The following is a 25,012-nucleotide window of genomic DNA, read 5'->3' as shown; positions in this document are numbered from 1 at the left end:
AAGACCATGAGAAAGACAACCAAGCTCGCATTCGCCTTCATTGCGTTGGCAGGGGCCGTCGGCACTGCGGCCTATGCCGAGAACATCGACAGCGCAAATATGCGTGAGCGCACGATGATGCGCCTCAACAAGGCGATCAAAGATAATGACGGCACCATCAGCTTGGACCAGTTCTCAAGCGTCATGGATTCGCGGTTGAAGAAGCTGGTTGCCGACAATGGCGGCAAGCTCACGGTGGAGCAGCTCGCCGCCGCGCTGGAAAAGGCGCGCTTCGAGCGCATGGCCAGGCGCATCATCGCGCGTTACGACACCAAGGGCGACGCTACACTGACGACGAACGACATCGCCAGTCGCGACAAGAAGCTCTTTGCCCTGCTCGACAAGAACAATGACGGAAAGATCAAGAGGGGTGAACTGCCAAAGGGCGGCCGCTTTGGCCTACACCGTCAGTGGGATGACGAAGGCGACGACGACAGCATGCAATAACGCCTTCCGGCACGGGCTTCGGCGACGTCGCCGGAGTCCGTTGCTCAAGCTGCGACCTTGACCACGGGCGTCGCCTTCTTCACCGGAATGCGCACCGACACAATCGTGCCGACACCTTCGGTTGAGCGGATTTTCAGGGCACCGCCTTGCAGTTCGGCCAGAGAGCGCGAGATGGCGAGTCCGAGGCCGGACCCGGCATGGCTCTTGGAGAACTGGTTCTGCACCTGTTCGAAGGGCCGTCCGAGCTTGCCGAGCGCCTCCTTCGGGATGCCGCAGCCATTGTCCTCGATCGTCAGCACCAGCGCGCCTGAGGTGTTGCGTGCCCTGACCGATATGTGGCCGCCCTGGCCGGTGAATTTCACTGCGTTGGACAAAAGGTTGATGACGATCTGCTTGATCGCGCGGCGGTCGGCGAACAGCGTCAGCGCGTCTGCGATGCGGGTCTCGACGGTGATCGCCTTCTGTGCGGCCTGCAGCGACACGACCCTAACCGTTTCGCTGATCAGCGGGCCGAGATCGATCTCTTCGCGGTCGAGCGAGAATTGGCCGGCCTCGATTTTCGACATGTCGAGAATGTCGTTGATGACGCCCAAGAGATATTTGCCGCTGCTGTTGATGTCGGTGGCGTATTCCTCGTAACGCTCCGATCCCAGCGGGCCGAACAGCCCCTGTTCCATCAGCTCGGAGAAGCCGATGATGGCGTTCAAGGGCGTGCGCAGTTCATGCGACATGTTGGCCAGGAATTCGGACTTGGCCCGGTTCGCCGCTTCGGCGCGCTCGGTTTCCTTCATGTATTTGCGGTTGAGCTCGACCAGTTCGCGCGCGCGCTCCTCTTCGGCCCGGCGGGCGAGGCTGAGATCGTGGATGGTCGCCATCAGCCGGCGCTCGCTGTCGACCAGCTTCTCCTGATGCAGCTTGATCTGGGTGATGTCGGATCCGACCGAGACGATACCGCCGTCGCGGGTTCGGAGTTCGTTGACCTGCAACCAGCGGCCGTCGGCCAGCTGCCGTTCGAAAGTCGCGCCGCCCTGCGGCCCATTGCTGTTGGCAAGCCGCCGGTCGGAAGCGAAAGCGAGCATGCGCTCTTCCAGCGTGGCGCGCACGGCGCCTGGCATCACGTCACGGTCCGAAAGGCCATTGTCCTTCTGGTATTTGGAATTGCACATGATCAGCCGCTCGGCGGCATCCCACAGCACGAAGGACTCGTTGATGTTCTCGATCGCCGTCCTCAGGCGCAGATCGGCTGCCTCGGAACGAAGCACCAGGTGACGCTGCTCGGTGACATCGACGGCGATGCCGATCAACTGGATTTCGGGCGCTTCCGGATCCATGACCTGCGCCCTTGCGCGCATCCACACCCACTGGCCGTCGGCATGCCGCATCCGGAACACCTGATCGATATGATCGATCTCGCGCGCGACGATCTTGTTGGCGAGCTGGAACAGGTCGCCATCGTCGGGGTGAATGATCTCGTCGACCTCGCCAAAGGACAGCATCGTGTCGCACGGCTCGTAGCCCAGCATGTCGTACATCGAGCGCGACCAATACATCTTGCCGCGCACCATGTCCCAGTCCCACAAGCCGCAGCGGCCGCGTACCAGCGCCATGTCGATGCGTTGATGCGCTTCCAGGTAGATGCGGTCGGCCGCCTGCGCGCGCGCCGCCTGGCCGAAATAGGCATAGAGGATGATGATCAGCACGCCGGCCGTCAGCACGAACAGCGTGACGTTCAGCGAGACTGTCTTGCGCCAGGCGTCGAAAACCGCGTCCTGCGGCACCAGCGCCGCTGCCGCGCCTTTGCGACCGTTCGCCAGGCTGACCGCCGCATACCAGTCCTGCCCGCCAATATCGACCTCCATCACTCCGGCGCGGTCGCCGAACATGAACAGAGGCTGGCCGCCCTGGGCGAGGCTGTCCAGCGAACGGCCTTGCCAGGACATCGAGCGCGGCGTCACCGCGGTGATCTTGAAGGCGCCGTCGGTGACGACAAGAACGTGGCCGCGGCTCATCGCGCCCTGGCGGTTGGTCGTTTCCAACAGGTCCTGGATGGCGCCCGACGCGGTGTCGGACGTGGTGCCGGCCAGCGAACTCGCCAGTTGACTGGACGCCAGCATCAGGATCGCCTTGGCGTTGCGCTCGATATCGTCGCGTTCGTTCATCAGCGACAGGACGCGCAGCGCCGCGATCGCGATCAGGAAGATGACGATGAGAGCCGGTATCGATCGGCGCAGCAATGGCTCGGCGGCCAGAAGCCGCTTGTAGGCCGGTTCGGCAATGAGCCGCGCATTCCCGGCAAGGCCGTCGCTTCGCGGCGTCTCGCGACGCGCAAAAGCTATCCCTCCGGGCGCGCCCCACGCGTCCGCCTTCGCCATAAATGGCACTCCCCGATTTGCCTATGCTGTCTGATGATCCGGCAAACGCCGCACTTCCGAATCGTCATTAAAGAATCAAAGGTGATTCGCCTTGTCCAGTGGCCCGGCGAAAAAACATTAAAAATAGACTAAAATAGTGGCTTTTCTGCCAACCGAGCAGGGCATGCGATGGCGATCACCGTTGAAAGGGAGTAATATTAGAAATCACGCATATTCCGTGCGGGATTGCACATTGGGAGGAAAGCATGAATCGCAGATCTGCAATTGCTCTCGGCGTGTCAGCGGCAGCGGTAACGCCTTTGTTCGCCCTGGCGGCGTCGGCAAAAACCAAGACATACGGCCCGAAGGAGGGCAAGGAAATTGCGCCCGGCATCAGAGTGGTGGAGGTCGGCACGGGAAACTCAGACATTCCTGCCTACAAAAGCATCTCAATCGTCGATGTCGTGTTTCAGCCCGGCGCACATGCCCCGGCGATGGTGATGGACAACGACATGGTATGCATCGTCACTGCCGGCGAATTCACGATCAAGAAGGCCGACAAGGAGTTCAAGCTCAAGGAAGGCGACATGTACACTTGCGCCAAGGGCAAGACCGACGAGGCGACGAATACGAGCGCCGAGGTCGGCGTGCATCGCATCGCCATGTTAATATCCGCGTAGGGAGGCGGGAATCCGTTCGAGCAGCGGAGGCACAGCCCGACGGGCCGGTGGCGTTGCCTTGGCATTGCCGCCGACCATCATGGTGGCCGCTTGGATCTGGCTCACGCCAGCGTACGCTCGACAATATCGCTTAAATCCGCCGACAGGTTTTCGGCATTGGCGATCGAAAGCAGCGCTTCCCTGGCCTTGGCCTGCCGGCCAGGTTCGAGCGAACGCCACGACCGGAGCGCCGTTGCCAACCTTGCCGCCACCTGCGGATTGCGTTTTTCGACCTCGAGCACGGTCTGCGTGAAGAATAGGTAGCCTTCGCCGTCGGCGCGGTGGAAGCCGGTCTGGTTGGCACTGGAGAATGTGCCGATCAACGAGCGCACCCGGTTCGGATTGGCCATCGAGAAGGCCGGATGCGTGGTCAGGGCGCGAACCGTCTCCACCGCTTGCGGACCGGGTACGCTGGCCTGAATCTGGAACCATTTGTCCATGACCAGCGGGTCGGACGCATATGTCTCTTCGAAAGCCGCCAGTGCCTTGTTTGCCTCCGGCGAACCATGGTGGCGATGCGCGAGCACGGTCAGTGCCGCAGCGCGGTCAGTCATGTTGGTGGCCGACCGGAAGTGCTCCGCCGCAAGCCCGGCGCCGCCTGACAGCAGAGAGAGATAGTCGAGCATGACGTTACGCAGCGCCCGCCGTCCGGCGGAAGTTGCGTCCGGGCTGAACGGGCCGGCGCCGGCAAGCCGCTCGTAGAGGCCGGCGAACGCATCGCGGTTAGCCCTGGCGATTGCCAGCGCCAGCGCCTCGCGGGCAGCGAAGATGGCGTTGGGTTCGATGTTCTTGCCGATGTCGCGGGCTATGTCGGTCTCGCCCGGAAGGGAAAGCGCTAGCGCCCGGTAGGCCGGCTCCAGCGTCTCGTCGCTCGCGATCCTGCCGGCAAGCTCGGTCAGTCGCGCGGTGAAGCCAGGCTCAGCGCCGCCGAGAATCTGGCGGAAGGCCAAGATCAATGCATCCGTAAGCAGCGTGTTGAAGGTCTGCCAGCGCGAGAAGCTGTCGCTGTCATGGCCGGCAAGGAAAAATTGGTCATCGGTCTTCTGCTCGACGGCAAGCGTTATCGGCGCCGAGAAGCCGCGGTTCAGCGAAACCGCCGGACGCTCGGCGACGCCTGAGAAGCGCACCACATGCCGGCGCTTGCGGATGTGGATGATGCCGTCCTCGACGCTGGCGCCGTCGACCGCGTCATAGGCGACCGGCTCGCCATCGGCGCCAATCAGACCGAAGGCGAGCGGGATGTGCATCAGCCGTTTGCGGCTTTCCGACGGGGTCGGCGGCACCGATTGCTCGATTTCCAGCGTGAATTCCCGCTCCGCCCGGTTATAGGTCGAGCTCACCGCCAGGTTAGGCGTGCCGGCCTGATGGTACCAGAGCGCGAATTGCGACAAGTCGCGGCCGGACACCTCCTCGAACACTGTCAGGAAATCCTCGATCGTCGCCGCCGTGCCGTCGTGCCGCTCGAAATAGAGGTCCATGCCGGCGCGGAAGTTATCAGGCCCGAGGATGGTACGGATCATGCGCACCACCTCCGAGCCTTTTTCGTAGACGGTCGCCGTGTAGAAATTGTTGATCTCGCGATAGCGGCGCGGCCTGACCGGATGCGCCAGCGGCCCCTGGTCCTCGGGGAATTGATGAGCGCGCAGCGTGCGCACCTCGGCGATGCGCTTGACCGCACGCGAACGTTGGTCGGCGGAGAATTCGTGGTCGCGATAAACGGTCAGCCCTTCCTTCAGGCAAAGCTGAAACCAGTCGCGGCAAGTGATTCTGTTGCCTGTCCAATTGTGGAAATACTCGTGCGCGATGATCGCCTCGATATTGGCGAAATCGGCGTCCGTCGCGGTCTCCCGGTCGGCCAGCACGTATTTGTCGTTGAAGACGTTGAGGCCCTTGTTCTCCATCGCGCCCATGTTGAAGTCGGACACGGCGACGATGTTGAAGACATCGAGGTCGTATTCGCGGCCGAATGCCTCCTCATCCCATTGCATCGATCGCTTCAAGGCATCCATGGCGTAGCCGGCGAGCTTCTCCTTGCCGGGCTCGACATAGATGCCGAGCTCGACCGTGCGGCCGGACATGGTGACGAAACTGTCGGCGACCCGGCCGAGATTGCCGGCGACCAGCGCAAACAGATAGGATGGCTTGGGGAAGGGGTCGTGCCAAATGGCATAGTGCCAGCCATCGCCGAGATCGCCCTTGTCGACCGGGTTTCCGTTGGACAGAAGCAGCGGCGCCTCGTCGCGGCGGGCTTCGATCCGCACCGTATAGACGGACAGGATGTCGGGGCGGTCGAGGAAATAGGTGATGCGGCGAAAGCCCTCTGCCTCGCATTGCGTGCAATAGACGTTGCTTGAGCGGTAGAGGCCCATCAGCGCTTCGTTGCCCGACGGCACCAGCTCGGTCTCGATCGACAGCCGAAAGCGACGCGCGGCCGGGGGCTTGAGGATGGTCAGTCGGTCGGGCGTCACGGCAAAATCCGTCGGCTTGGCTTTCCTGCCGTCGATCTCGACGCGCCTGAGCGTCAGCCCGTCGCCGTCCAGCACAAGCGGCGCAGAGGCCGTGACGCCATCGCGGCGCTCGACGGTCAAAATTGCCGTGACGATCGTCGCCCCTGGCGAAAGACGGAATTCAAGGCTCGTTTCCGGAATGAGATAGTCGCTGGGGCGATAGTCTTCGAGTTTGAAGACCTGGCCAGTGTCGGTGCGCATCCCGTGGTTCCTGTCTTTCCGGGCCTGTCCTGCCCGTCCAAAAATTTGAAGTCCGCGCTCTTTACACGAACCGGCGCCTCGACAAAACTGCGAGAAGGTCTATTCAGACCCTCCTTTCCAACATCGCGAGGCAGTCATGGCCGCCGTCTACGACGTCAGGCATATCGAGAGACCGGCAACGCCGGCGCGCACCTGGGCAGCCATGCGGGAAGCGGCGGGAGCGTGACAGCAGGCCCCGGCAACAGTGACAATACCGTAGGGTACAACACGCTCACTGGCATTATGCTGAAGATCGTCTCGGTGGCGGTCTTCGTCGGCATGTCGACCTGCATCAAGGCGGCGGGCACCGTGCCGGCGGGACAGATCGTCTTCTTCCGCTCCTTCTTCGCTATCTTTCCGATCATCGCCTTTCTGGCTTTCAAGGGAAATCTCGGCACGGCTTTCAGTACAAGCCGTCCGTTCAACCACATCGCGCGCGGCGTCGTCGGCGTCTGCGCCATGGGGCTCGGCTTCTTCGCGCTGACGCGGTTGCCGTTGCCGGAAGCAATCACGCTGAATTACGCCCAGCCGCTGTTGGTGGTGGTGTTCAGCTCGATTTTCCTCGGCGAAGCCATTCGTGTCTATCGCTGGAGCGCGGTCGCCGTCGGTCTCGTCGGTGTGCTGATCATCTCCTGGCCGGAGCTGACGCTCCTGAGTTCCGGCGAGGCGCTTGACGACCAGGAGGTGCTCGGCGTCATCGCCGCATTGATAGCGGCGGCGATTTCGGCCGTCGCCATGCTGCTCGTGCGCAATCTCGTGCAAAGCGAGCGCACCGCCACGATCGTGCTTTGGTTTTCGGCGACCGCGAGCGTCATGGCGCTGCTGTCGCTGCCGTTTGGGTGGCAGGCGCTGACGCCGGGGCAGGCGGCCCTTCTTGTCGCCGCCGGCTTCTGCGGCGGCCTCGGCCAGATCCTGATGACCTCGGCCTATCGCCATGCCGAGGCATCGGTGGTGGCACCGTTCGAATACACCTCGATGATCCTCGGCGTCGTGGCCGGCTACCTCGTCTTCGGCGATGTCGCCACGCTGAACACGCTGACCGGCGGCCTGATCGTCGTTGCCGCCGGCATCTTCATCATCTGGCGCGAACGTCAACTCGGCCTGGAACGCACCCGCACGCGCAAGGCCGCCCCACCGCAGGGGTGATCAGCACCGTTAGGCCCGCTCTTTGGCCAATCTTACCAGCGCCGTCCGCGTCTGCTCGTCGGCCGGAAAGAAGGACTCGATCGCCAGTTCCGACAGCGTCACGTCCAGCGGCGTGCCGAACACGGTGATGGTGCTGATGAACGACAGCACCTGATCGCCATGGGCAAGCCGCAGCGGATGCACGATGCCGCTCGGCTCGACCGGCGCCGGCCGCCCGCTCTTCAGGCCGGACGGATAACCGCGCAATTCACGCTCCAGTTCGATCAGCACCGGATCGCCTGACGCGTCGTTCTGGTGCTTCAGGCGTTCCAGCAGGTGCGCCCGCCACTCCGCGAGATTGACGATGCGCGGCGCGACACCTGCAGGGTGCAGGCTGAGCCGCAGCACGTTGACTGGCGGCTTGAGCAGCGAGGGCTCGGAAATGTCGGCCAGGAACGGCCCAATGGCAGTGTTTGCCGAAACGAGGTTCCAGTGCCGGTCCACGGCGAGCGCCGGGAACGGCTCGTGCCCTCGAAGCACCGTCTCGACCGCCGCCATGGCCGGTGCCAGCGAAATGTCGGTCAGCGGCCTTTCGCTGAAGCTCGGCGCAAAGCCCGCCGCCAGCAAGAGCTGGTTGCGCTGGCGAAGCGGGATCGAAAGCTGCTCGGCCAGGTGCAGCACCATGTCGCGCGAAGGCGCGGCCCGCCCGCTCTCGACGAAGCTCAGATGCCGCTGCGAGATATCGGCTTCCGTGGCGAGGTCGAGCTGGCTCATCCGACGTCGGGTGCGCCATTCACGGATGAGGCTGCCGGCGGAGGTTTGAGGAGATGTCATGAAGGCATGGTTAGGGCGACGGCAGGCGCATTTCAATTACCCGCGAAGTCATGGAGAGGTGAGCGCTCTTAGCTTCGCCTTCACCTCGAGAAAATCCCGCCAGGCCAGCTTCTTGTGCGCCGGCGTCCTCAATAGATAGGCCGGGTGCAGCGTCGGCATCGCCGGAATAACGACGCCGGACGCTGTCGTGTGGGCGCGCCAGTTGCCGCGCAGCCGCAAGATACCTTCGCTCGTATTGAGAAGGGTCTTGGCCGAGGGCCCGCCGAGATTGACCAGCACCTTCGGCTTGACCAGTTCGATCTGCCTTTCGATGAACGGCCGGCAGATCTCGGTTTCGTGCGGCGTCGGCGTTCGGTTTCCCGGCGGCCTCCAGGGGATGACATTGGCGATATAGACGGATGTCCGGTCTAGCCCGATCGCGGCCAACATGCGGTCGAGCAGCCGGCCGGAGCGGCCGACGAAGGGCAGCCCTTCTATATCCTCGTCACGACCGGGCGCCTCGCCGACCAGCATCACCGATGCATCCGGGTTCCCGTCGGCAAAGACCAGGTTCTTGGCGGTGAACTTCAGGTTGCAGCCGTCAAAAGTCGACATGTGCTGGCGAAGCTCGTCCAGCGTCGAGGCAGCCGAGGCCAATTGACGAGCCAGCGCCGCCTGCGCCTCGTCGGGCACCGCCGAAATGGGCGGGCGCGCCGGCGGAGCGTTAGGCACGGCGCTCGCATCGAGACGCGGTCGGGCCGCGGGTCGCTCCGGTGCTCTGCTATCGCTCGGCGCGACAGACGGCATCCGCTCCGCCGGCTTGGGCGCGGCTTCCGCGAAGCGGTTCACCGGCGCGTCCTCCAACGCCTCGTCGACGCCCGCGCTGGCATAGAAGGCGAGCAACTCGGCGACATCGGGTCGGCTGTTTGGGGAAGCGGCAGTCATAGCGCCACCATCGTTCGACTGGTCGCATATTGCAAGTTGGTGATTGGGGACATTGGCACACCGGGCAATGACGGCCTGTCTGTGGCGGCGTCATAGCTCACCGCAACCTAACCCGTCGGTATGCGCGGGTCCTGCACCAGATAAAAGGTCCAGCGCGGCGTATAGTCGGTGATCAGGAATTCGAACCTGGCGGTCTTGAGCGGGTCGACCTTGCCGTTCTTGAACAGCAGACGGTCATACGGTTCAAAATCTCGGTCGAAATCGGCAAAATTGCTCGACCAGATGTTGTCAGGCGTCTTGTTGCGCTGGTCGAACGAAAGTCCGTCGCCGAAGACGCTCGGCTGATTCAGGACCTCCTGAAGCTCGAACTGGAATTCGATCCAGGCCTGGCCGCTGTTGTTGAGCACGTCCAAGCGCAAATACATGATGCCGTTGGCGAACTCGCCCGCCTTGCCGAACGCCTGGATCGGCTTGGTTGCACGGATGGTCAACGTTACCGGCGTCGCCGAATTCAGCTCTTCGGTGATGACGAGCGGATCGTCCTTGGTGCCGGTGCCGGAAGCGCCGGTGATTTCGAACCCGCCAAGCTCGTCGGAGAAGGAGTAGGCACCGGTGGCCCAGACTTTCACCTCGTCGGCAAAGGCATGGACCGGCGCCAGCAGGGGGAGGGCCGAAAGGAACGCCCGGCAGGCCCTGCCGGGCGTCGATGGGAAGCGCGTTGATGAGAAGCCGGCTGGCCCAGGAATGCGCATGGTGCGAAGTATGGCCGATAAGCAAGCCGTCGAACAATTAAAAAACGTACGCGTCGCCGGCAGGTCGACGCAAAACGGGTGTCCTTCGGCACGATGCGCGACTTTTTGGCCAAATCCACGTTGTCACAGACGCGCCGGTTTCCTGTCGCGACTTGATGCGCTATGCAGCGCGGGAGCCAGCAAGATACGCGCAATAGCGACAAGCCAGTGCGGAGGGGTTGATGAGCGATATCGAACGCGAAAGCATGGAATTCGACGTGGTGATCGTCGGTGCGGGCCCGGCCGGCCTCGCCGCCGCCATCCGCTTGAAGCAAGTCAATCCCGAGCTTTCCGTGGTCGTGCTGGAAAAGGGCGGTGAGGTTGGCGCCCATATCTTGTCAGGCGCCGTCGTCGATCCGATCGGCATCGACCGGCTGCTGCCGGGCTGGCGCGACGAACAAGACCATCCGTTCAAGACGCCGGTCACGGCGGACCATTTCCTGGTGCTTGGCCCCGCCGGCTCTTTCCGGCTGCCCAACATGATGATGCCGCCGCTGATGAACAATCACGGCAACTACATCGTCTCGCTTGGCAATGTCTGCCGCTGGCTGGCGGCCAAGGCCGAGGCGCTCGGCGTGGAAATCTATCCGGGGTTCGCCGCGGCCGGCCTGCTCTATAACGAGGAAGGCGCCGTCACCGGTGTTGTCACTGGCGACATGGGCGTCGAAAAGGATGGCACACACGGCCCGGGTTTCGCGCCGGGCATGGCGCTGATGGGCAAATATGTGCTGATCGGAGAGGGCGCGCGCGGCTCGCTCGCCAAGCAGTTGATCGCCAGGTTCAGGCTTTCCGAGGGCCGCGAGCCGGGCAAATACGGCATCGGCCTCAAGGAACTGTGGCAGGTCAAGCCGGAGAAGCACAGGCCGGGTCTCGTCCAGCACTCCTTCGGCTGGCCACTCGACCTCAAGACCGGCGGGGGCTCTTTCCTCTATCATCTGGACGACAATCAGGTGGCGGTAGGCTTCGTCGTCCACCTCAATTACAAGAACCCCTGGCTGTCGCCGTTCGAGGAGTTCCAGCGCTTCAAGACCCACCCGGCGATCAGCGGTACTTTCGAGGGCGCCAGGCGGTTGGGCTATGGCGCGCGCGCGATTACCGAAGGCGGCTGGCAGTCGGTGCCGAAACTGTGCTTCCCGGGTGGCGCGTTGATGGGCTGCGCCGCCGGCCTCGTAAACGTCCCGCGCATCAAGGGCTCGCACAATGCCGTGCTGTCGGGAATGCTGGCGGCCGAGCATGTCGCCGAGGCCATCGCGGCCGGCCGCGCCAATGACGAGCTCTCCGCTTACGAAGCGGCCTGGCGGGCGACAGACATCGGCAAGGATCTGAAGAAGGTGCGCAACGTCAAGCCGCTGTGGTCGCGCTTCGGCACCATCGCCGGCGTTGCCATTGGCGGGCTGGACATGTGGCTGAACACTTTGTTCGGCTTCTCGCCCTTCGGCACGCTGAAGCACGGCAAGGCCGACTACGCCACGCTAGAGCCTGCCGCGAAGCACAAGAAGATAGACTATCCCAAGGCCGATGGCCTGCTGACCTTCGACCGCTTGTCCTCGGTGTTCCTGTCCAACACCAACCACGAGGAAAACGAGCCGGTGCATCTGCTGGTGGCGGACATGGAGCTGCAGAAGCGTTCCGAGCATGACGTCTTTGCCGGACCTTCGACGCGCTACTGCCCGGCAGGCGTCTACGAATGGGTCGACAAGGACGGCAATGCCGCTGCCGATCCGGCGGCAAAGGACGTGCGCTTCGTCATCAACGCGCAGAACTGCGTCCACTGCAAGACCTGCGACATCAAGGATCCGAACCAGAATATCGACTGGGTGCCGCCGCAAGGCGGCGAAGGCCCGGTCTATCAGAACATGTGAGCGTGCCGGCTAAGCTGTCACGAAGAACATGCGAGCGGCGGCGGACTTGTCTGTCGCCGTCGACCGCCTGCCTCGATCAAGCCCGTTGAAGCCTCCCGCCGAGTGTGGTCTGCTCGGATCCGACAAAGGAGGCGGACATGCGCCTGACCAGCCCGACGATGCTCGCCATGGCCTTCATGCTGCTTTGCGCATCAGCCGCATCGGCGGGCACAAAGCTCACCGTTCACATCCGCACCTATGATGTCGCTGGAAACACCGGAGCCGCCCTTGTCGAGGCGATGGACCGGCTGGGGCCCAAGCACGGCTATATGACGCGCGCCATCGCCGAAACCGGTTACGCCGTGCATTGGGATCTCGATATCGTCCGGCAGGATGGAGCCTGCCATCTGCGGCAGGCCAACGGGACGCTCAACCTGACCTACACTTTCCCGCGGCTCTCGTCTGCAAGCCCGGTCCTGCGCAAGCGTTGGGACCGTTTCATGGTCGGCGTTCGCAAGCACGAGCAGACGCATGGCGGTATCGCGAGGCGGATGATGCGGGCCACCGAGACCGCGCTTGCCGGCCTGCGGCGCCCGGACAACTGGTTCTGCACCGGCACGCACCTCGAGGCGCGGCGCCGGATCAAGGCCATCTATGTCGAATATGAAGGCAGGCAGAACGCTTTCGATGCGCGCGAGCATCGCGGCGGCGGGCCTGTCGAGCACCTTGTCGAAGCGTTGACCAGGCCCTGAGAATGCCGAAGCATCAACCGCGCGGATTGTTTTGAAGGTCGCTCGCCGCGAGCGCGCTCTCATGCTCGTCATGGGGCTGCCTGTCGTCGGGGCGAAGCGAGAACTCCACGAGTACGGGAAGATGGTCGGAGCCGGTGTCTTCCAGGCGCGTTGACGACAGAATGGTCACGCCGCCCTTGCTGAACGCCTGGTCGATCGGGAGGCCTGCATAGCGGCGCAGGAAGTCGGGCAGCTTCCGGTGAATCCAGGTCGACCCGGCCGACGGCATGACGGTCAGTCCGCCGAGAGCGGCGACGCGCCGCACCGCGGCGCTCCATGGCACCGCGTTGCAATCGCCGGCCATGATGGCGGTTTGGCCGAGCGATGAAAGCTGCTCCGAGAGTTCGCCGATCTGCCAAAACTGTTCCCGCGGCCACGGCCAGCTGAGATGGATGGCGGCGACGTCGGCGCTTCTGCCGCCGAAATCGATGGTCGCAATGGCCATTGCACCCCGGCGCTCGCAATGTGGCGCGGTGCCGGCGACAAAGGGTCGCCGCGAGAGCAGCGCGACGCCGAAAACGCCGTTGGGATAGGGACAGAGGATCCGGTATGGATAGGCGCTGGCGATATAGCCAAGCTCCGTCGCCCACATCGCCGACACCTCGTCCAGGGTGATGACGTCGGGATTGGTCCGGCCGATCAGTGACAGCACTTTCTTCGGCGTCGGGTTATCGTAGCGCAGATTCATCTGCAGCAGGCTGTAGACTACCTGGTCGGTGGATTTGGCGACCGCCTGAACCGGCCATGGCCGGGGCAAGGCGGTCGAAGCGGTGGCAAGGGCTGCCACGGCAAAAACCAGGGCCGCGGCCGCTTGCAGGCGAAACGATGTCGCCAGCAGCGGCAGCGCGCAAAGCGCCATCAGCACGGCGAGGTGGATGCGGAAATGCGAGAATGAATCGAACGCCGGGTGCAAGGCGCCGAAGAAGCCGGCCACCAGCGCGACCGAGAGCGTCATCATCACGATGAATACCAGTGAAGCCGCCATGTCTCGACTGCGTTTCATCGGATCAGATCTGCATGAGTTGCCAGCGATTGTCTTCGATCGGTTATCGGCAAAAATGCGGCTCAATCAAGATAGCGAATTGCTGGCAAGATAGCGAATCGCCGGCCAGACGGCGAATGGCTCTGGCAGCGCGCAGATCGGCTACTGGAAGGCCGTTTCCGAAAAACTTCTGAGCTTGCGCGAATGCAGCCGCTCCATCGGCATTTCCGAAAGCTTTTCCATCGCCCTGATGCCGATAGTCAGGTGCTGCGCCACCTGCCGCTTGTAGAACTCGGTCGCCATGCCGGGCAGCTTCAGCTCGCCATGCAGCGGCTTGTCGGAGACACATAAGAGCGTGCCGTAAGGCACGCGGAAGCGAAAGCCATTGGCCGCGATCGTTGCCGATTCCATATCAAGTGCGATCGCCCTCGACTGCGAAAGCCGCTGCACCGGTCCGCGCTGGTCGCGCAGTTCCCAGTTGCGGTTGTCGATGGTGGCGACAGTGCCGGTGCGCATGATGCGCTTGAGATCGTACCCCGATAGGCCGGTGACTTCGGCCACCGCTTCCTGCAATGCCACCTGGATTTCGGCCAGCGGCGGGATCGGCACCCAGACCGGCAGGTCGTCGTCCAGCACGTGATCCTCGCGCACATAGGCATGCGCCAGCACATAGTCCCCCAGCGCCTGCGTATTGCGCAGGCCCGCGCAGTGGCCGAGCATCACCCAGGCATGCGGCCTCAGCACCGCGATGTGGTCGGTGATCGTCTTGGCGTTGGAGGGGCCGACGCCGATATTGACCATGGTGATGCCGCCATGGTTCGGCTTCTTCAGGTGGTAGGCCGGCATCTGTGGCAGGCGCTGCGGCGCCACCCCTTCGCTCGGCGCGCTCTGCCCGGCTTTGGTGACCACGTTGCCCGGCTCGATGAATTCGGCATATCCGCCGCCGCCATTCTCCATCAGGTCGCGGGCGCGCGCCACGAACTCGTCGATATAGAACTGGTAATTGGTGAACAGCACGAAATTCTGGAAATGCTGCGGCGTGGTCGCGGTATAGTGCGACAGCCGGTGGAGGGAATAATCGATCCGCTGCGCGGTGAACGGCGCCAGCGGCCTTGGTTCGCCGAACGCCACTTCGAACGTGCCGTTGGCGATCTGGTCGTCTGTACCGTCGAGATCCGGCACGTCGAACAGGTCTCGGATCGGCCGCTGGATACGCTCGGCCGCCGTTCCGTCGACATGTGTGCCTTCGAGAAAGGCGAAATGCAGCGGGATGGGCGTTGTCGATTCCGAAACCGTGACCGCGACCCCGTGGTTGCGCATGATCAGACGCAATTGCTCGACCAGATAGCGTTCGAACAGGCTCGGCTGGGTGATGGTGGTGGAAAAATGCCCCGGCGTCGGCATGTGGCCATAGGCCTGGCGTGAATCGATCTGGGTGAACGAGTTCGTCGTGACGCCGATCTCCGGGTAGAAGGCGCGGTAGCGCTTGCTGCTGTCCCCGCCGGCGGCAAGCGCCGCGAAGGAGTCGCGCAGGAACTTGGTGTTGCGGTCGTAGAGGGCTTGCAGCGCCGCGACCGCCTTCTCGGCGGTGTCGAAGCTTTGCCGGCCAAAAGGCTCGGGCATGACCACAGATTCGATGGCCTGGGGATAGATTCGCTTTTCCATGGCCCAATATAGAGATTTGGAAAGGCGGTTGGGAGGGGTGTCCCGATCGAAGGCGCAATTTATCCGCGCTGCAGGCTGACCAGCAGTACGAAACCGACGCCGGATTTCTTTAGTGCCGGGGCGTCGATCGTGGGCTCGGCATCGGCACGCATCATCGGCACGGCCAGGACCGGTGCGGCAAGGAACGCCAGGATGAGCGCCGCCCGCGGCAGAAGCCGAACGGTTTTGAAGAGGTTGGCGGCGATGCGGTTCATGGTCTTGGCTTTTCTTTCGAGGTCTTGGTTTGGTCAGGTCTTTGGTTTCTGTCTTTAGGGGCGAAGGCTGGTCGGGCAGGCGAGGCGGCAGGTTCTGGAACTGGCCTCGTCCCAGGAACGGGCCGAACGGCCCGCTTCGGCGACGAGGATGGCGAAGAACATTCCAAACAGGCTCACCAGCAGGCAGACGATGGTGAAGCGGCGGGCGAGCATTGGTCGTGTCTCCTTCAACACGCAGGAGAATGCCCGGGCACGACTGAACCGGCTCTGATGCCGGCGTTCATCTGCCGTTCAAATTGGTTGATGGATTTTGAGGCGGCGCTGGCCATAAGGAGCATGGCCGCCGGCACGGCATGCCAGGATCATGGAACGAAAACGGGGCCTGCCGGCCCCGTTTTCATGTCGCAAGGATGGGGTCGATCAGAGCTTGTGCCAGGTCTGGCTCTTGCAGATCAGCCCGCCGAGCACGCAGCCGCTCATTTTCAGCGAGGTGCCCGACAGTGTCGCCTTGCCGGAGTAGGTCTTGTCGTTTGCCGGGTCGGTTATGCTGCCGGTGTATTTGTTGTCGCCGGACGCCTTGAGCGAACCGATGGTCTTGCCGGCATATTTGCCAGACTTTAGCGTGATGGAAAATGAACCCGAGCCCCCGATGGCCGCGGTATCGCCGGCCTGCGTCTTCCAGTTTCCCTCGATCGGATCGGCCCAGGCCACACCGGTCAGGATCAAAGTGGCCGCCAGGGCCAGGCTTGCTTTTCGAAACATCTTTCCTCCCTTGGATACCGGGCAGAAGGCTCCACCTCACCGGTCTGCCGCTTACGCAAACGTAAGCTAATCCAGCTTCCAGCAAAACAAAAGCGGTGCCGCTGCGGAAGCCCCGGCGATTTCAGAACCGCCAAAAGAAGCAATGTCGGCAGGGAACTGAGTGCATACGTAACCTCGTGTTTGTTTCGCGTGGTTAGCGGAGTGTTGATTCCGGTCGCGGAAATTCTCGTCAAATTTGGCGCAATCGGGCTGAATCGCTGGCTTTGTATCCTTAACGAATTTCCATGTTTACCTATTGTTTTAGCTTTGTTTTCCTCAAATTAAGCACGCCATTTAACGACGGATTCAAGCCTGCGCGGCATTCTCGAAAGCATCGAACGAGCGGCCCGGACAGACAAACGGAGGCAGCTCTCGGGAGCCAGACAGGGCCGGAACAGGGGATTGAAAAATGGCACGTTTTGAAATGCTTGAAGCAGGCTTCGGCGCCATGGGGGCAACCGCCCAAGCCGACATTCTTTTCGAACTGGGGATGATGTATGCGACGGGCCGCGATTGCGAGACCGACGTCGTGGCCGCCCACAAATGGTTCAACATCGCCGCGATCAAGGGTTCGGCCCGCGCCGCGGAATTGCGCTCGGAACTGTCGGCTGCGATGTCGAAGGTCGAGATCGCCAAGGCGCTGCGCGAGGCCCGCGAATGGATGACGATGCACTGAATATAAGGCAGGGCGGCCTTCCGGTCCGCCGGACAAGGACAAGGCCGCGGTAAGACGGCCACGCGACAAAACCAAGAACGCGGCACGCCCGACAGGGCCAGCGGCGCGGCGGCCATGATCCGGTTTTCGGAAAAGAGCAGGGCCAGCAGGAAGACAGGGAAGGCGAGTTGGGTTCGAGTGCGGGGGGCGCTTGAGAAACAGCTCGACAGGCAAAGCCGCGACCGGCCGGAACAAGGCCGGCGCGGCTTTTGCCTTTTTGCTCCAGCGATGCTTCGCAGGCCCAATCGAGCGCCGCCAATGCGCCTAGACAGGCCACACGAAGGATGAAATTGTCCGGCCTCTCTGGAAGAAGCGTGGCCGGGGCGGCCGCGCGTGAGTGGAGGAGTCATACCACAATGAAAAAATTGAGTATTTTGAACGCGGCCATTTTCGGCCTGATGATGAGCACGCCGGTCGCCTTTGCCGACGACATCACCTTTTCGGTGGTCGGTCCGATGACCGGACAGCTCGCCACCATCGGCGATCAGTTCAAGCAGGGCGCGCAGGCTGCCGCCGACGCGATCAATGCCGCCGGCGGTGTCGACGGTCGCCAGATCAAGCTCGATATCGAGGATGACCAGTGCGACCCGAAGCAGGCGGTTTCGGTCGCCAACCGTATCGTCGCCAACGGCGTCAAGTTCATCGACGGCCACGCTTGCTCGGGATCGAGCATTCCGGCTTCCGCCGTCTACGCCGAAGCCGGTGCCCTGATGATGAGCCCGGCCTCCTCGAACCCGGTGCTGACCGACGCCGCGGCGAAGGCCGGCTGGCCGACGATCATGCGCCTCTATACGCGTGACGATGCCCAGGGCGCCTTCATCGGCCCGTGGATTGCGAAGAAATATGCCGGCAAGAACGTCGTCATCCTGCATGACAAGAGTGCGTACGGTCAGGGTGTTGCCGATGCGGTCAAGGCGACGATGAATGCCGGCGGCCTGAAGGAAGTGGACTATGAAGGCATCAATGCCGGCGAAAAGGACTATTCGGCGCTCGTCACCAAGCTCAAGGACCTCAAGGCAGACGTCGTCTATTTCGGCGGTTACCACCCGGAGGCTGGCCTGATCCTGCGCCAGTCGGCGGAACAGGGCATCAAGTTCCAGCTGATCATGCCGGATTCGATAGCCTCGCCGGAGTTCTGGCAGGTTGCCGGCCCGGCCGGCGAAGGCACCATGTTCGTCTTCCCGTCGGACCCTCAGGCAAAGCCGGAAGCCAAGGCAGCCGTCGAAAAGATCAAAGCCGGCGGCTTCGTGCCGGAAGGCTTCACGCTGTTCTCTTACGCCACGATCCAGGCCTTTGCGGAAGGCATCAAGCGTGCCGGCAGCGATGATCCGGCCAAGGTCGCCGAGGCGCTGAAGAACGGGCAGCCGATCAGCACGGTCGTCGGCAATGTCACCTTCGACGAAAAGGGCGACCTCAAGAACGCCAGCTACGACATCAACCAGTGGCACGACGGCAAGTACGCGCCGATCCAGCCGTAATCGCTGCCTATATCGATGATGGCCGGGCTCGTCCCGGCCATTTCATTTCTGCATGTGTGTCTTGCCATGGACATATAACGGCGGTCGACATTCTACGGCGCCTCTCTCGGTCCGGCAGGACAGGGATGCTTGGCATCCGGCAGCGAGGCTGTCAGCCTTGCATATCCTCGAACCGCACCAGCACGGTGCCCTCGGTAACCTGGGCGCCCTCGGTGGCGATCTCGGCGATCATGCCATCATGCGGCGCGGCGATGGTATGCTCCATCTTCATCGCCTCGAGAATAAGCAACGGTTGCCCCTTCATCACCGTATCGCCCTTTGTCGCCCGCACCAGCTTGACCAGTCCCGGCATCGGCGCGCGCAAGCTGCCTGACGCCGCCGCCATATCATCGCTTCTGGCCAACGGGTCCGGTACCGCGAAGGTATAGCCGATCGCGCCTTCGAATATCGTGATGTGGCCTGGCCAGCGGGCAAGGCGAGGAACGGCGCGAAGGTCATGCGAATTGGCGCTGTCATAGGGTGCATGGAGCGACACCTGGGAACGCCGGTCTGGCCCTACCGAAACCTTTGCCAGAATATCCTCATCGCCAAACCTCAGCCGGATCCGTCGCGCCATGCCATGGAAATGCGTGTAGCCGGCAAGCGACGACCATGGATCGTCCGATGGCGCCAGCACTCCCGCCCCGGAGGCCGCAATGGCCGCGGCCGCGACCGTTTCGCCGCTCGGCGGCGCAATCTCGGTCAGCGCCTGCTGATGCCGGCCTATCAGGCCGGTATCGACATCGCCCGCCGAAAAGTCCGGATCGGTCACCAGTGCGGCGAGGAAGGCGGTATTGACGATCGAACCGGCGACCTCGGTTCGCGTAAGCGCCACGCCGAGTGCCTCCAGCGCAGCCGGCCTGTCCCTGCCATGCACCACCAGCTTGGCGATCATCGGATCATAATAGGGAGAAATGGCGTCGCCGGCCCGCACGCCGGTTTCGACACGCATGGCCGCCCCTTGGGGGACCATGTCGGGAAATTTCAGATGATGCAGCGTGCCGGTCGCAGGCAGAAACTCCCTTGCGGCATCCTCGGCATAGAGGCGCGCCTCGAAGGCGTGACCGGCAAGCTTTATCTCGCCTTGCGTTTTCGGCAGCTTCTCGCCGGATGCGACGCGCAACTGCCACTCCACCAGATCGGTGCCAGTGACCATCTCGGTGACCGGGTGCTCGACCTGCAGCCTCGTGTTCATCTCCATGAACCAGAAGCGGTCAGGCTTCAGGCCTTGCGAGGCATCGACGATGAATTCGATGGTGCCGGCGCCGCAGTAGCTGATCGCCTTGGCGGCTTTCACCGCCGCCTCGGTCATCGCCTTGCGCAACGCTTCCGTCATGCCAGGGGCGGGGGCTTCCTCGATAACCTTCTGATGGCGTCGCTGCGCCGAGCAGTCGCGTTCGAACAGATGGACGGCATTGCCGAAATTGTCGCCGAAAACCTGCACCTCGATGTGGCGCGGTTTGTCGATATATTTTTCCACCAGCACACGGTCGTCGCCAAAAGCGGATTTCGCCTCGCGTCGTGCGCTGGACAGCGCTTCGGAGAACTCATCGGCATGCTCGACCCGGCGCATGCCCTTGCCGCCGCCGCCGGCGCGCGCCTTGATCAGCACGGGGTAGCCGATTTCGCGTGCCTTGGAGGCCAGGATCACGATCTCCTGCGCCTCGCCATGGTAGCCCGGCACGACGGGCACGCCGGCCTTTTCCATCAGACGCTTGGCGGCATCCTTCAGCCCCATGGCGCGGATAGAGGCCGCCGACGGGCCGATGAAGGTGAGCCCCGCGGCCACCACCTGGTCGACGAAATCAGGATTTTCCGACAGGAAGCCATAGCCGGGATGAACGGCCTGCGAGCCTGTCGCCAAGGCAGCCGCGACGATCCTGTCGCCGCGCAGATAGCTGTCGCTGACGGGCGAGGCACCGATATGCACCGCCTCGTCGGCCATCTCGACATGCAGGGATTTCGCATCGGCATCGGAATAGACGGCGACGGTGCGCACCCCCATCCTGCGCGCCGTGCGGATCACCCGGCATGCGATCTCGCCCCGATTGGCGATCAGGATCTTTGTGAACATGGAGCCTCCGTGGCCTGCGTTTGCCTCGAGGATGCAACGGCCTCGCGGTATAGCTCCGCCATTTGTTCGTCGAAGCAGCAGAAGATGACGGTCTGCGGCGTCGTATTTCGGCTCAAGAAGCTGTTTACGGCGCCGACAGCGATTGCTGCCGCCTCATCCCTCGGATAGCGGTAGATGCCCGTCGAGATCGCCGGAAAGGCGACCGAGCGGCATTCCTTCTCGACGGCGATTTCGAGCGAGCGCCGGTAGCAGGAGGCGAGCAACTCCGCCTCGCCCTTGCCGCCGCCCTGCCAGACCGGACCGACCGTATGGACGACGTAGCGGGCCGGCAGCCGATAGCCCCTGGTTAGCTTCGCATCGCCGGTCTTGCAGCCGTTGAGCGTGCGGCATTCGGCGAGGAGTTCCGGCCCCGCCGCCCGGTGAATGGCGCCGTCGACCCCGCCACCGCCGAGCAGCGAGGAATTGGCCGCATTGACGATGGCGTCGACATCCAGCTTGGTAATGTCGCCGACGTGAATGCGGATCCTGTCCTGCACCTCGCCCATCTCACATCCTGAACACGCCGAAGCGCGTTTCCTCGATCTCCGCGTTGAGCGCGGCGGAGAGGCTGAGCGCCAGTACGTCGCGCGTCCTTGCCGGATCGATGATGCCGTCGTCCCATAGCCTTGCCGAGGAATAGAGCGGGTGGCCTTCATGCTCGTATTTCATCAGGATCGGCTTCCTGAACTTCGCTTCCTCCTCGGCGCTCCATTGGCCGCCCTTGCGCTCGATGCCCTCGCGCTTGACCATGGCCAGCACCGTCGCCGCCTGCTCGCCGCCCATCACCGAAATGCGGGCGTTCGGCCACATCCACAGGAAGCGGGGCGAGTAGGCGCGCCCGCACATGCCGTAATTGCCGGCGCCGAACGAGCCGCCGATGATCACGGTGACCTTGGGCACGCGGGCGGTGGCGACTGCCATCACCAGCTTGGCGCCGTCCTTGGCGATGCCGCCTGCCTCATATTTGCGCCCAACCATGAAGCCGGTGATGTTCTGCAGGAAGACCAGCGGAATCTTGCGCTGGCAGCACAGTTCGATGAAGTGCGCGCCCTTCAGCGCGCTTTCGGAAAACAGCACGCCATTGTTGGCGATGACGCCGACCGGCATGCCGTGAAGATGGGCAAAGCCGGTGACGAGCGTGGTGCCGTAATTCTGCTTGAACTCATCGAACTCCGAACCGTCGACGAGGCGCGCGATTACCTCGCGCACGTCATAGGGCTGGCGCAGATCCGTCGGCACGATGCCGTAGATCTCATCTGCCGGATGAAGCGGCGGAATCGGTTTCCGCACGGCAAGGCTTACTGTCTTGTTCCGATTGAGGTTCTTGACGATGCGCCGGCAGATGGCCAGCGCATGTTCATCGTCGAGCGCGTAGTGATCGGCGACGCCGGAGAGCCCTGTATGGACGTCGGCGCCGCCGAGATCCTCGGCGCTGACATCCTCGCCGGTGGCGGCCTTCACCAGCGGGGGGCCGCCGAGGAAGATGGTCGCCTGGTTGCGCACCATGATCGTCTCGTCCGACATTGCCGGCACATAGGCGCCGCCCGCCGTGCACGAACCCATGACACAGGCGATCTGCGGGATGCCTGAGGCGGACAGGTTGGCCTGGTTGTAGAATATGCGCCCGAAATGCTCGCGGTCGGGAAACACCTCGTCCTGGTTGGGCAGGTTGGCGCCGCCGCTGTCGACCAGATAGACGCAAGGCAGATTGTTCTGCAGCGCGATCTCCTGCGCCCGCAGATGCTTCTTCACCGTCAGCGGGTAATAGGTGCCGCCCTTCACCGTGGCATCGTTGACGACGACCATCACTTCCGTGCCTTCGACGCGGCCGATACCGGCGATGATGCCGGCGGACGGAATGTCCTCGCCATACATCGACCACGCGGCGAACTGGCCGATCTCGAGGAAGGGCGAGCCGGTGTCGAGCAATTGCGCCAGCCGCTCGCGCGGCAGCAGCTTGCCGCGCGCGACGTGCCGCTCGCGCGCCTCCTCCGAGCCACCGCGCTCGACGCTCGCACCCTTTTCCGCAATATCGGCGACCAGCGCCCTCATGCGTTCGGCATTGGTGTGGAAGGTATCGGAGGAAGGGGAGATCTGGGTCTGGAGGACAGCCATGCTATACCCCCTCCGCCATGATCTCGCGGCCGATCAGCCATCGCCGGATTTCGCTGGTGCCGGCACCGATTTCGTAGAGCTTGGCGTCGCGTAGCAGCCGGCCGGTCGGATAGTCGTTGATGTATCCGTTGCCGCCCAGAAGCTGGAGCGCGTCAAGCGTCATCTGCGTTGCTTTTTCGGCGGCAAACAGAACGCAGCCTGCGGCATCCTTGCGACTGGCCTGGCCGCGGTCGCAGGCGGCGGCGACCGCGTAGACATAGGCGCGCGCGGCGTTCATCGTCGTGTACATGTCGGCGAGTTTGCCTTGCACCAGCTGGAATTCCCCGATCGCCTGGCCGAACTGCTTGCGCTCATGCACATAGGGCACGGCGACGTCGAGACAGGCGGCCATCAGGCCGATCGGGCCACCGGCCAGCACCGTGCGCTCGTAGTCGAGACCGGACATCAGAACCTCGACCCCACGCCCTTCCTCGTGCAGCACGTTGTCGAACGGCACCTCCACATTGTCGAAAACCAGTTCGCCGGTGTTGGAGCCGCGCATACCGAGCTTGTCGAGCTTTTGCGCAACCGAAAATCCGGCTGAAGCCTTTTCGACGATAAAGGCGGTGATGCCGCGCGCATGGCGCTCCGGATCGGTCTTGGCATAGACCACCAGCGTCTCGGCGTCCGGGCCGTTGGTGATCCACATCTTGGTGCCGTTGAGCACGTACCGGTCGTTGCGCTTTTCGGCGCGCAACTTGAGCGAGACGACGTCGGAGCCGGCGCCGGGCTCCGACATGGCCAGCGCGCCGACGCGCTCGCCCGAGCAAAGCGGCGGCAGGAATTTCTCCTTCTGCGCCGGCGTCGCCCAGCGGTTGATCTGGTTGACGCAGAGATTGGAATGAGCGCCGTAGGACAGGCCGACCGAGGCCGAGGCCCTTGAGATCTCCTCGACGGCGATCACGTGGGCGAGATAGCCCATGCCGCTGCCGCCGAACTCGGGATCGGCGGTGATGCCGAGGAGCCCGAGATTGCCGAGTTCCGCCCAGAGATGCGCCGGGAATTCGTTCGAGCGGTCGATTTCCGCCGCGATCGGCGCGATCCTGTCCTGGGCGAAGCGCCGCACCAGGTCGCGCAACGCCTCGATGTCCTCGTCATGCCCGAAGCTGAGCGTGTTCGTGTACATCCCGGTTCCTCCTGCCGCACGACCCCGAAAAATCGCCTTGGATTTTCGGAAAGGTCATGCGCGAAAATCAAAGTGCTACAGCATCCTTTGCGCGTCCAAACGGACGCGCGGCGCTGTAGGCGTCGGTCCTCGCGCCGACGAGCCGCATTGTCATCGAAAGATATATCGCCGTGACTTCAGCGATCGACAGCCGCTCGCCCGGCCTGAACCAGACGATGACGCCAGTCATCATCTGGATCAGCGCCATGGCGGTGAGGCCGGTGTCTTCGACGCTGAACACACCTGCCTCGGCGCCGTCACGCAGAATGGCGCGCAGTTCCTTCTCATAGGCCGTGCGCATCCGCAGTATCTGCGTCAGCCTTTCGGGCGACAGGCTGCGCAGTTCCATGTTCGAAACATGCGTCGCATGGCGGCGGGCGATGTGGAAGGCGATGTGGTTCTCGACATAGGCCGAAAGCCGGCTTGCCGGATCGGCATCGGCGGGCCGTGCGGCGTTCCAGGCTGCGATCAACTCCTCCATATGTTCGCGCATCAGCGTGAACAGCAAATCCTCCTTGGTCGGGAAATAGCGATAGAGCGCGGCCGCCTGCACGCCGACTTCGGCCGCCAGCTGGCGCATCGACATCGCCTCATAGCCGAGCCGCGCGATCAGGTTGACCGCCGCCTCGCGGGCTGCCGCCTCGGTCTTCCCGCCATCGGATCCGGTCGTGCGCGCCAAATGAGCCTCCTTGACGTGAATTAATAAAACGAACGTTCAATTAATTCAAGAGCTATGCCGAAACCCGCGTCACGCGTCGATCCGGAAGCCGGTAAGGAGATTGCCGGACGCCGCGTCTTCAACGTCAACGCCGGAAACGGACGCTCCCGGCGGTCCTTTCCAAAGTCGTTCGATCATGGTCGAGACGGCCTCGCCTGTGCCGGCAATTTCGGCGGTCACCGAGCCGTCCGCTTCATTGCGCACCCAGCCTGCAAGCCCAAGGCTGGCAGCCTGGCTCCGGACCCAGATCCTGTAGCCGACGCCTTGCACCTTGCCGCGGGCCTGCACACGCACTGCCTTGCGATCGTCAGCCATGTGT

Annotated in this window: 23 protein-coding genes; 7 read left to right on the top strand and 16 right to left on the bottom strand. The window is 63.2% G+C overall.

Translation table 11 applies throughout. The features are described from left to right. Positions 1 to 6 precede the first annotated feature (6 nt). Positions 7 to 486: a DUF4179 domain-containing protein gene (locus LB566_RS02825; RefSeq protein ID WP_224622971.1), complete on the top strand. Its 480-nt coding sequence runs from the start codon at positions 7 to 9 to the stop codon at positions 484 to 486. Between the two features lie 44 nt (positions 487 to 530). Here LB566_RS02825 and LB566_RS02820 read toward each other — a convergent pair whose 3' ends face one another. Beyond that, entirely contained in the window at positions 531 to 2,858 is a 2,328-nt protein-coding gene (locus tag LB566_RS02820) for a PAS domain-containing sensor histidine kinase (RefSeq protein ID WP_224622969.1), read from the bottom strand. A gap of 245 nt (positions 2,859 to 3,103) precedes the next feature. On the opposite strand from LB566_RS02820, the gene LB566_RS02815 reads away from it, so the two are divergent. Beyond that, positions 3,104 to 3,517: a cupin domain-containing protein gene (locus LB566_RS02815; RefSeq protein ID WP_224622966.1), complete on the top strand. Its 414-nt coding sequence runs from the start codon at positions 3,104 to 3,106 to the stop codon at positions 3,515 to 3,517. Between the two features lie 101 nt (positions 3,518 to 3,618). On the opposite strand, the gene pepN is transcribed toward LB566_RS02815, so the two are convergent. Continuing rightward, complete coding sequence (gene pepN / locus LB566_RS02810; protein WP_224622964.1) at positions 3,619 to 6,264, bottom strand: aminopeptidase N; 2,646 nt, start codon at positions 6,262 to 6,264, stop codon at positions 3,619 to 3,621. Positions 6,265 to 6,546: 282 nt separating this feature from the next. Between pepN and LB566_RS02805 the strand changes: the two genes are divergently transcribed. Beyond that, positions 6,547 to 7,449, top strand: coding sequence for a DMT family transporter (locus LB566_RS02805; protein ID WP_263498006.1), 903 nt, complete (start codon positions 6,547 to 6,549; stop codon positions 7,447 to 7,449). 9 nt (positions 7,450 to 7,458) lie between these two features. On the opposite strand, the gene LB566_RS02800 is transcribed toward LB566_RS02805, so the two are convergent. From LB566_RS02800 to LB566_RS02790, 3 genes are all read right to left on the bottom strand, one after another. After that, the gene (locus LB566_RS02800; RefSeq protein ID WP_140553898.1) at positions 7,459 to 8,262 is read right to left on the bottom strand and encodes a helix-turn-helix domain-containing protein; all 804 of its coding nucleotides are present in this window, start codon (positions 8,260 to 8,262) and stop codon (positions 7,459 to 7,461) included. Between the two features lie 48 nt (positions 8,263 to 8,310). Further along, a complete protein-coding gene (locus LB566_RS02795) occupies positions 8,311 to 9,186 on the bottom strand; it encodes a uracil-DNA glycosylase (protein ID WP_224622959.1) in 876 nt (291 codons plus the stop codon). A 107-nt stretch (positions 9,187 to 9,293) separates the two neighbouring features. Next, positions 9,294 to 9,938, bottom strand: coding sequence for a hypothetical protein (locus LB566_RS02790; protein ID WP_140517982.1), 645 nt, complete (start codon positions 9,936 to 9,938; stop codon positions 9,294 to 9,296). Positions 9,939 to 10,159: 221 nt separating this feature from the next. Here LB566_RS02790 and LB566_RS02785 point away from each other — a divergent pair, with 221 nt between their 5' ends. Further along, positions 10,160 to 11,839 carry an electron transfer flavoprotein-ubiquinone oxidoreductase gene (locus LB566_RS02785; RefSeq protein ID WP_224622958.1) on the top strand — a complete coding sequence of 560 codons (1,680 nt, stop codon included), beginning with the start codon at positions 10,160 to 10,162 and terminating at the stop codon, positions 11,837 to 11,839. A 137-nt stretch (positions 11,840 to 11,976) separates the two neighbouring features. After that, positions 11,977 to 12,570 (top strand): DUF922 domain-containing protein, encoded by a 594-nt coding sequence (locus LB566_RS02780; protein ID WP_140553893.1) that lies wholly within the window; start codon positions 11,977 to 11,979, stop codon positions 12,568 to 12,570. 13 nt (positions 12,571 to 12,583) lie between these two features. Here LB566_RS02780 and LB566_RS02775 read toward each other — a convergent pair whose 3' ends face one another. From LB566_RS02775 to LB566_RS02755, 5 genes are all read right to left on the bottom strand, one after another. Further along, on the bottom strand, positions 12,584 to 13,612 hold the full coding sequence (locus tag LB566_RS02775) for an endonuclease/exonuclease/phosphatase family protein (RefSeq protein ID WP_224622956.1): 1,029 nt from the start codon (positions 13,610 to 13,612) through the stop codon (positions 12,584 to 12,586). Between the two features lie 141 nt (positions 13,613 to 13,753). Continuing rightward, complete coding sequence (locus LB566_RS02770) at positions 13,754 to 15,214, bottom strand: AMP nucleosidase (RefSeq protein WP_224622954.1); 1,461 nt, start codon at positions 15,212 to 15,214, stop codon at positions 13,754 to 13,756. Between the two features lie 101 nt (positions 15,215 to 15,315). Continuing rightward, a complete protein-coding gene (locus LB566_RS02765; protein ID WP_224622953.1) occupies positions 15,316 to 15,510 on the bottom strand; it encodes a hypothetical protein in 195 nt (64 codons plus the stop codon). Between the two features lie 54 nt (positions 15,511 to 15,564). Continuing rightward, positions 15,565 to 15,723, bottom strand: a complete 159-nt coding sequence (locus LB566_RS02760; protein ID WP_181172646.1) for a hypothetical protein — start codon at positions 15,721 to 15,723, stop codon at positions 15,565 to 15,567. Between the two features lie 207 nt (positions 15,724 to 15,930). Next, positions 15,931 to 16,272 (bottom strand): DUF2147 domain-containing protein, encoded by a 342-nt coding sequence (locus LB566_RS02755; RefSeq protein ID WP_140517988.1) that lies wholly within the window; start codon positions 16,270 to 16,272, stop codon positions 15,931 to 15,933. A 448-nt stretch (positions 16,273 to 16,720) separates the two neighbouring features. Between LB566_RS02755 and LB566_RS02750 the strand changes: the two genes are divergently transcribed. Then, entirely contained in the window at positions 16,721 to 16,987 is a 267-nt protein-coding gene (locus LB566_RS02750) for a sel1 repeat family protein (protein WP_010915070.1), read from the top strand. A gap of 395 nt (positions 16,988 to 17,382) precedes the next feature. Further along, complete coding sequence (locus tag LB566_RS02745; RefSeq protein ID WP_140553885.1) at positions 17,383 to 18,504, top strand: branched-chain amino acid ABC transporter substrate-binding protein; 1,122 nt, start codon at positions 17,383 to 17,385, stop codon at positions 18,502 to 18,504. A 151-nt stretch (positions 18,505 to 18,655) separates the two neighbouring features. On the opposite strand, the gene LB566_RS02740 is transcribed toward LB566_RS02745, so the two are convergent. From LB566_RS02740 to LB566_RS02715, 6 genes are all read right to left on the bottom strand, one after another. Further along, on the bottom strand, positions 18,656 to 20,617 hold the full coding sequence (locus LB566_RS02740) for an acetyl/propionyl/methylcrotonyl-CoA carboxylase subunit alpha (RefSeq protein WP_224622951.1): 1,962 nt from the start codon (positions 20,615 to 20,617) through the stop codon (positions 18,656 to 18,658). Further along, entirely contained in the window at positions 20,599 to 21,162 is a 564-nt protein-coding gene (locus LB566_RS02735) for an O-acetyl-ADP-ribose deacetylase (RefSeq protein ID WP_224622950.1), read from the bottom strand. The genes LB566_RS02740 and LB566_RS02735 overlap by 19 nt, the downstream gene beginning before the upstream one ends. 1 nt (position 21,163) lies before the next feature. Continuing rightward, entirely contained in the window at positions 21,164 to 22,771 is a 1,608-nt protein-coding gene (locus LB566_RS02730; protein WP_224622949.1) for a carboxyl transferase domain-containing protein, read from the bottom strand. Between the two features lies 1 nt (position 22,772). Further along, positions 22,773 to 23,936, bottom strand: a complete 1,164-nt coding sequence (locus LB566_RS02725; protein ID WP_224622948.1) for an isovaleryl-CoA dehydrogenase — start codon at positions 23,934 to 23,936, stop codon at positions 22,773 to 22,775. A gap of 67 nt (positions 23,937 to 24,003) precedes the next feature. After that, a complete protein-coding gene (locus LB566_RS02720) occupies positions 24,004 to 24,654 on the bottom strand; it encodes a TetR/AcrR family transcriptional regulator (protein WP_224622947.1) in 651 nt (216 codons plus the stop codon). Positions 24,655 to 24,723: 69 nt separating this feature from the next. Then, the gene (locus tag LB566_RS02715) at positions 24,724 to 25,008 is read right to left on the bottom strand and encodes an acylphosphatase (RefSeq protein WP_224622945.1); all 285 of its coding nucleotides are present in this window, start codon (positions 25,006 to 25,008) and stop codon (positions 24,724 to 24,726) included. Positions 25,009 to 25,012: the final 4 nt, after the last annotated feature.

Origin of the sequence: Mesorhizobium sp. CA13, from assembly GCF_020165235.1 — a bacterium.
Taxonomy (GTDB): Bacteria; Pseudomonadota; Alphaproteobacteria; order Rhizobiales; family Rhizobiaceae; genus Mesorhizobium.
Note: the sequence above shows the minus strand (reverse complement) of the source record. Positions and strands in the feature narration are given on the sequence as shown.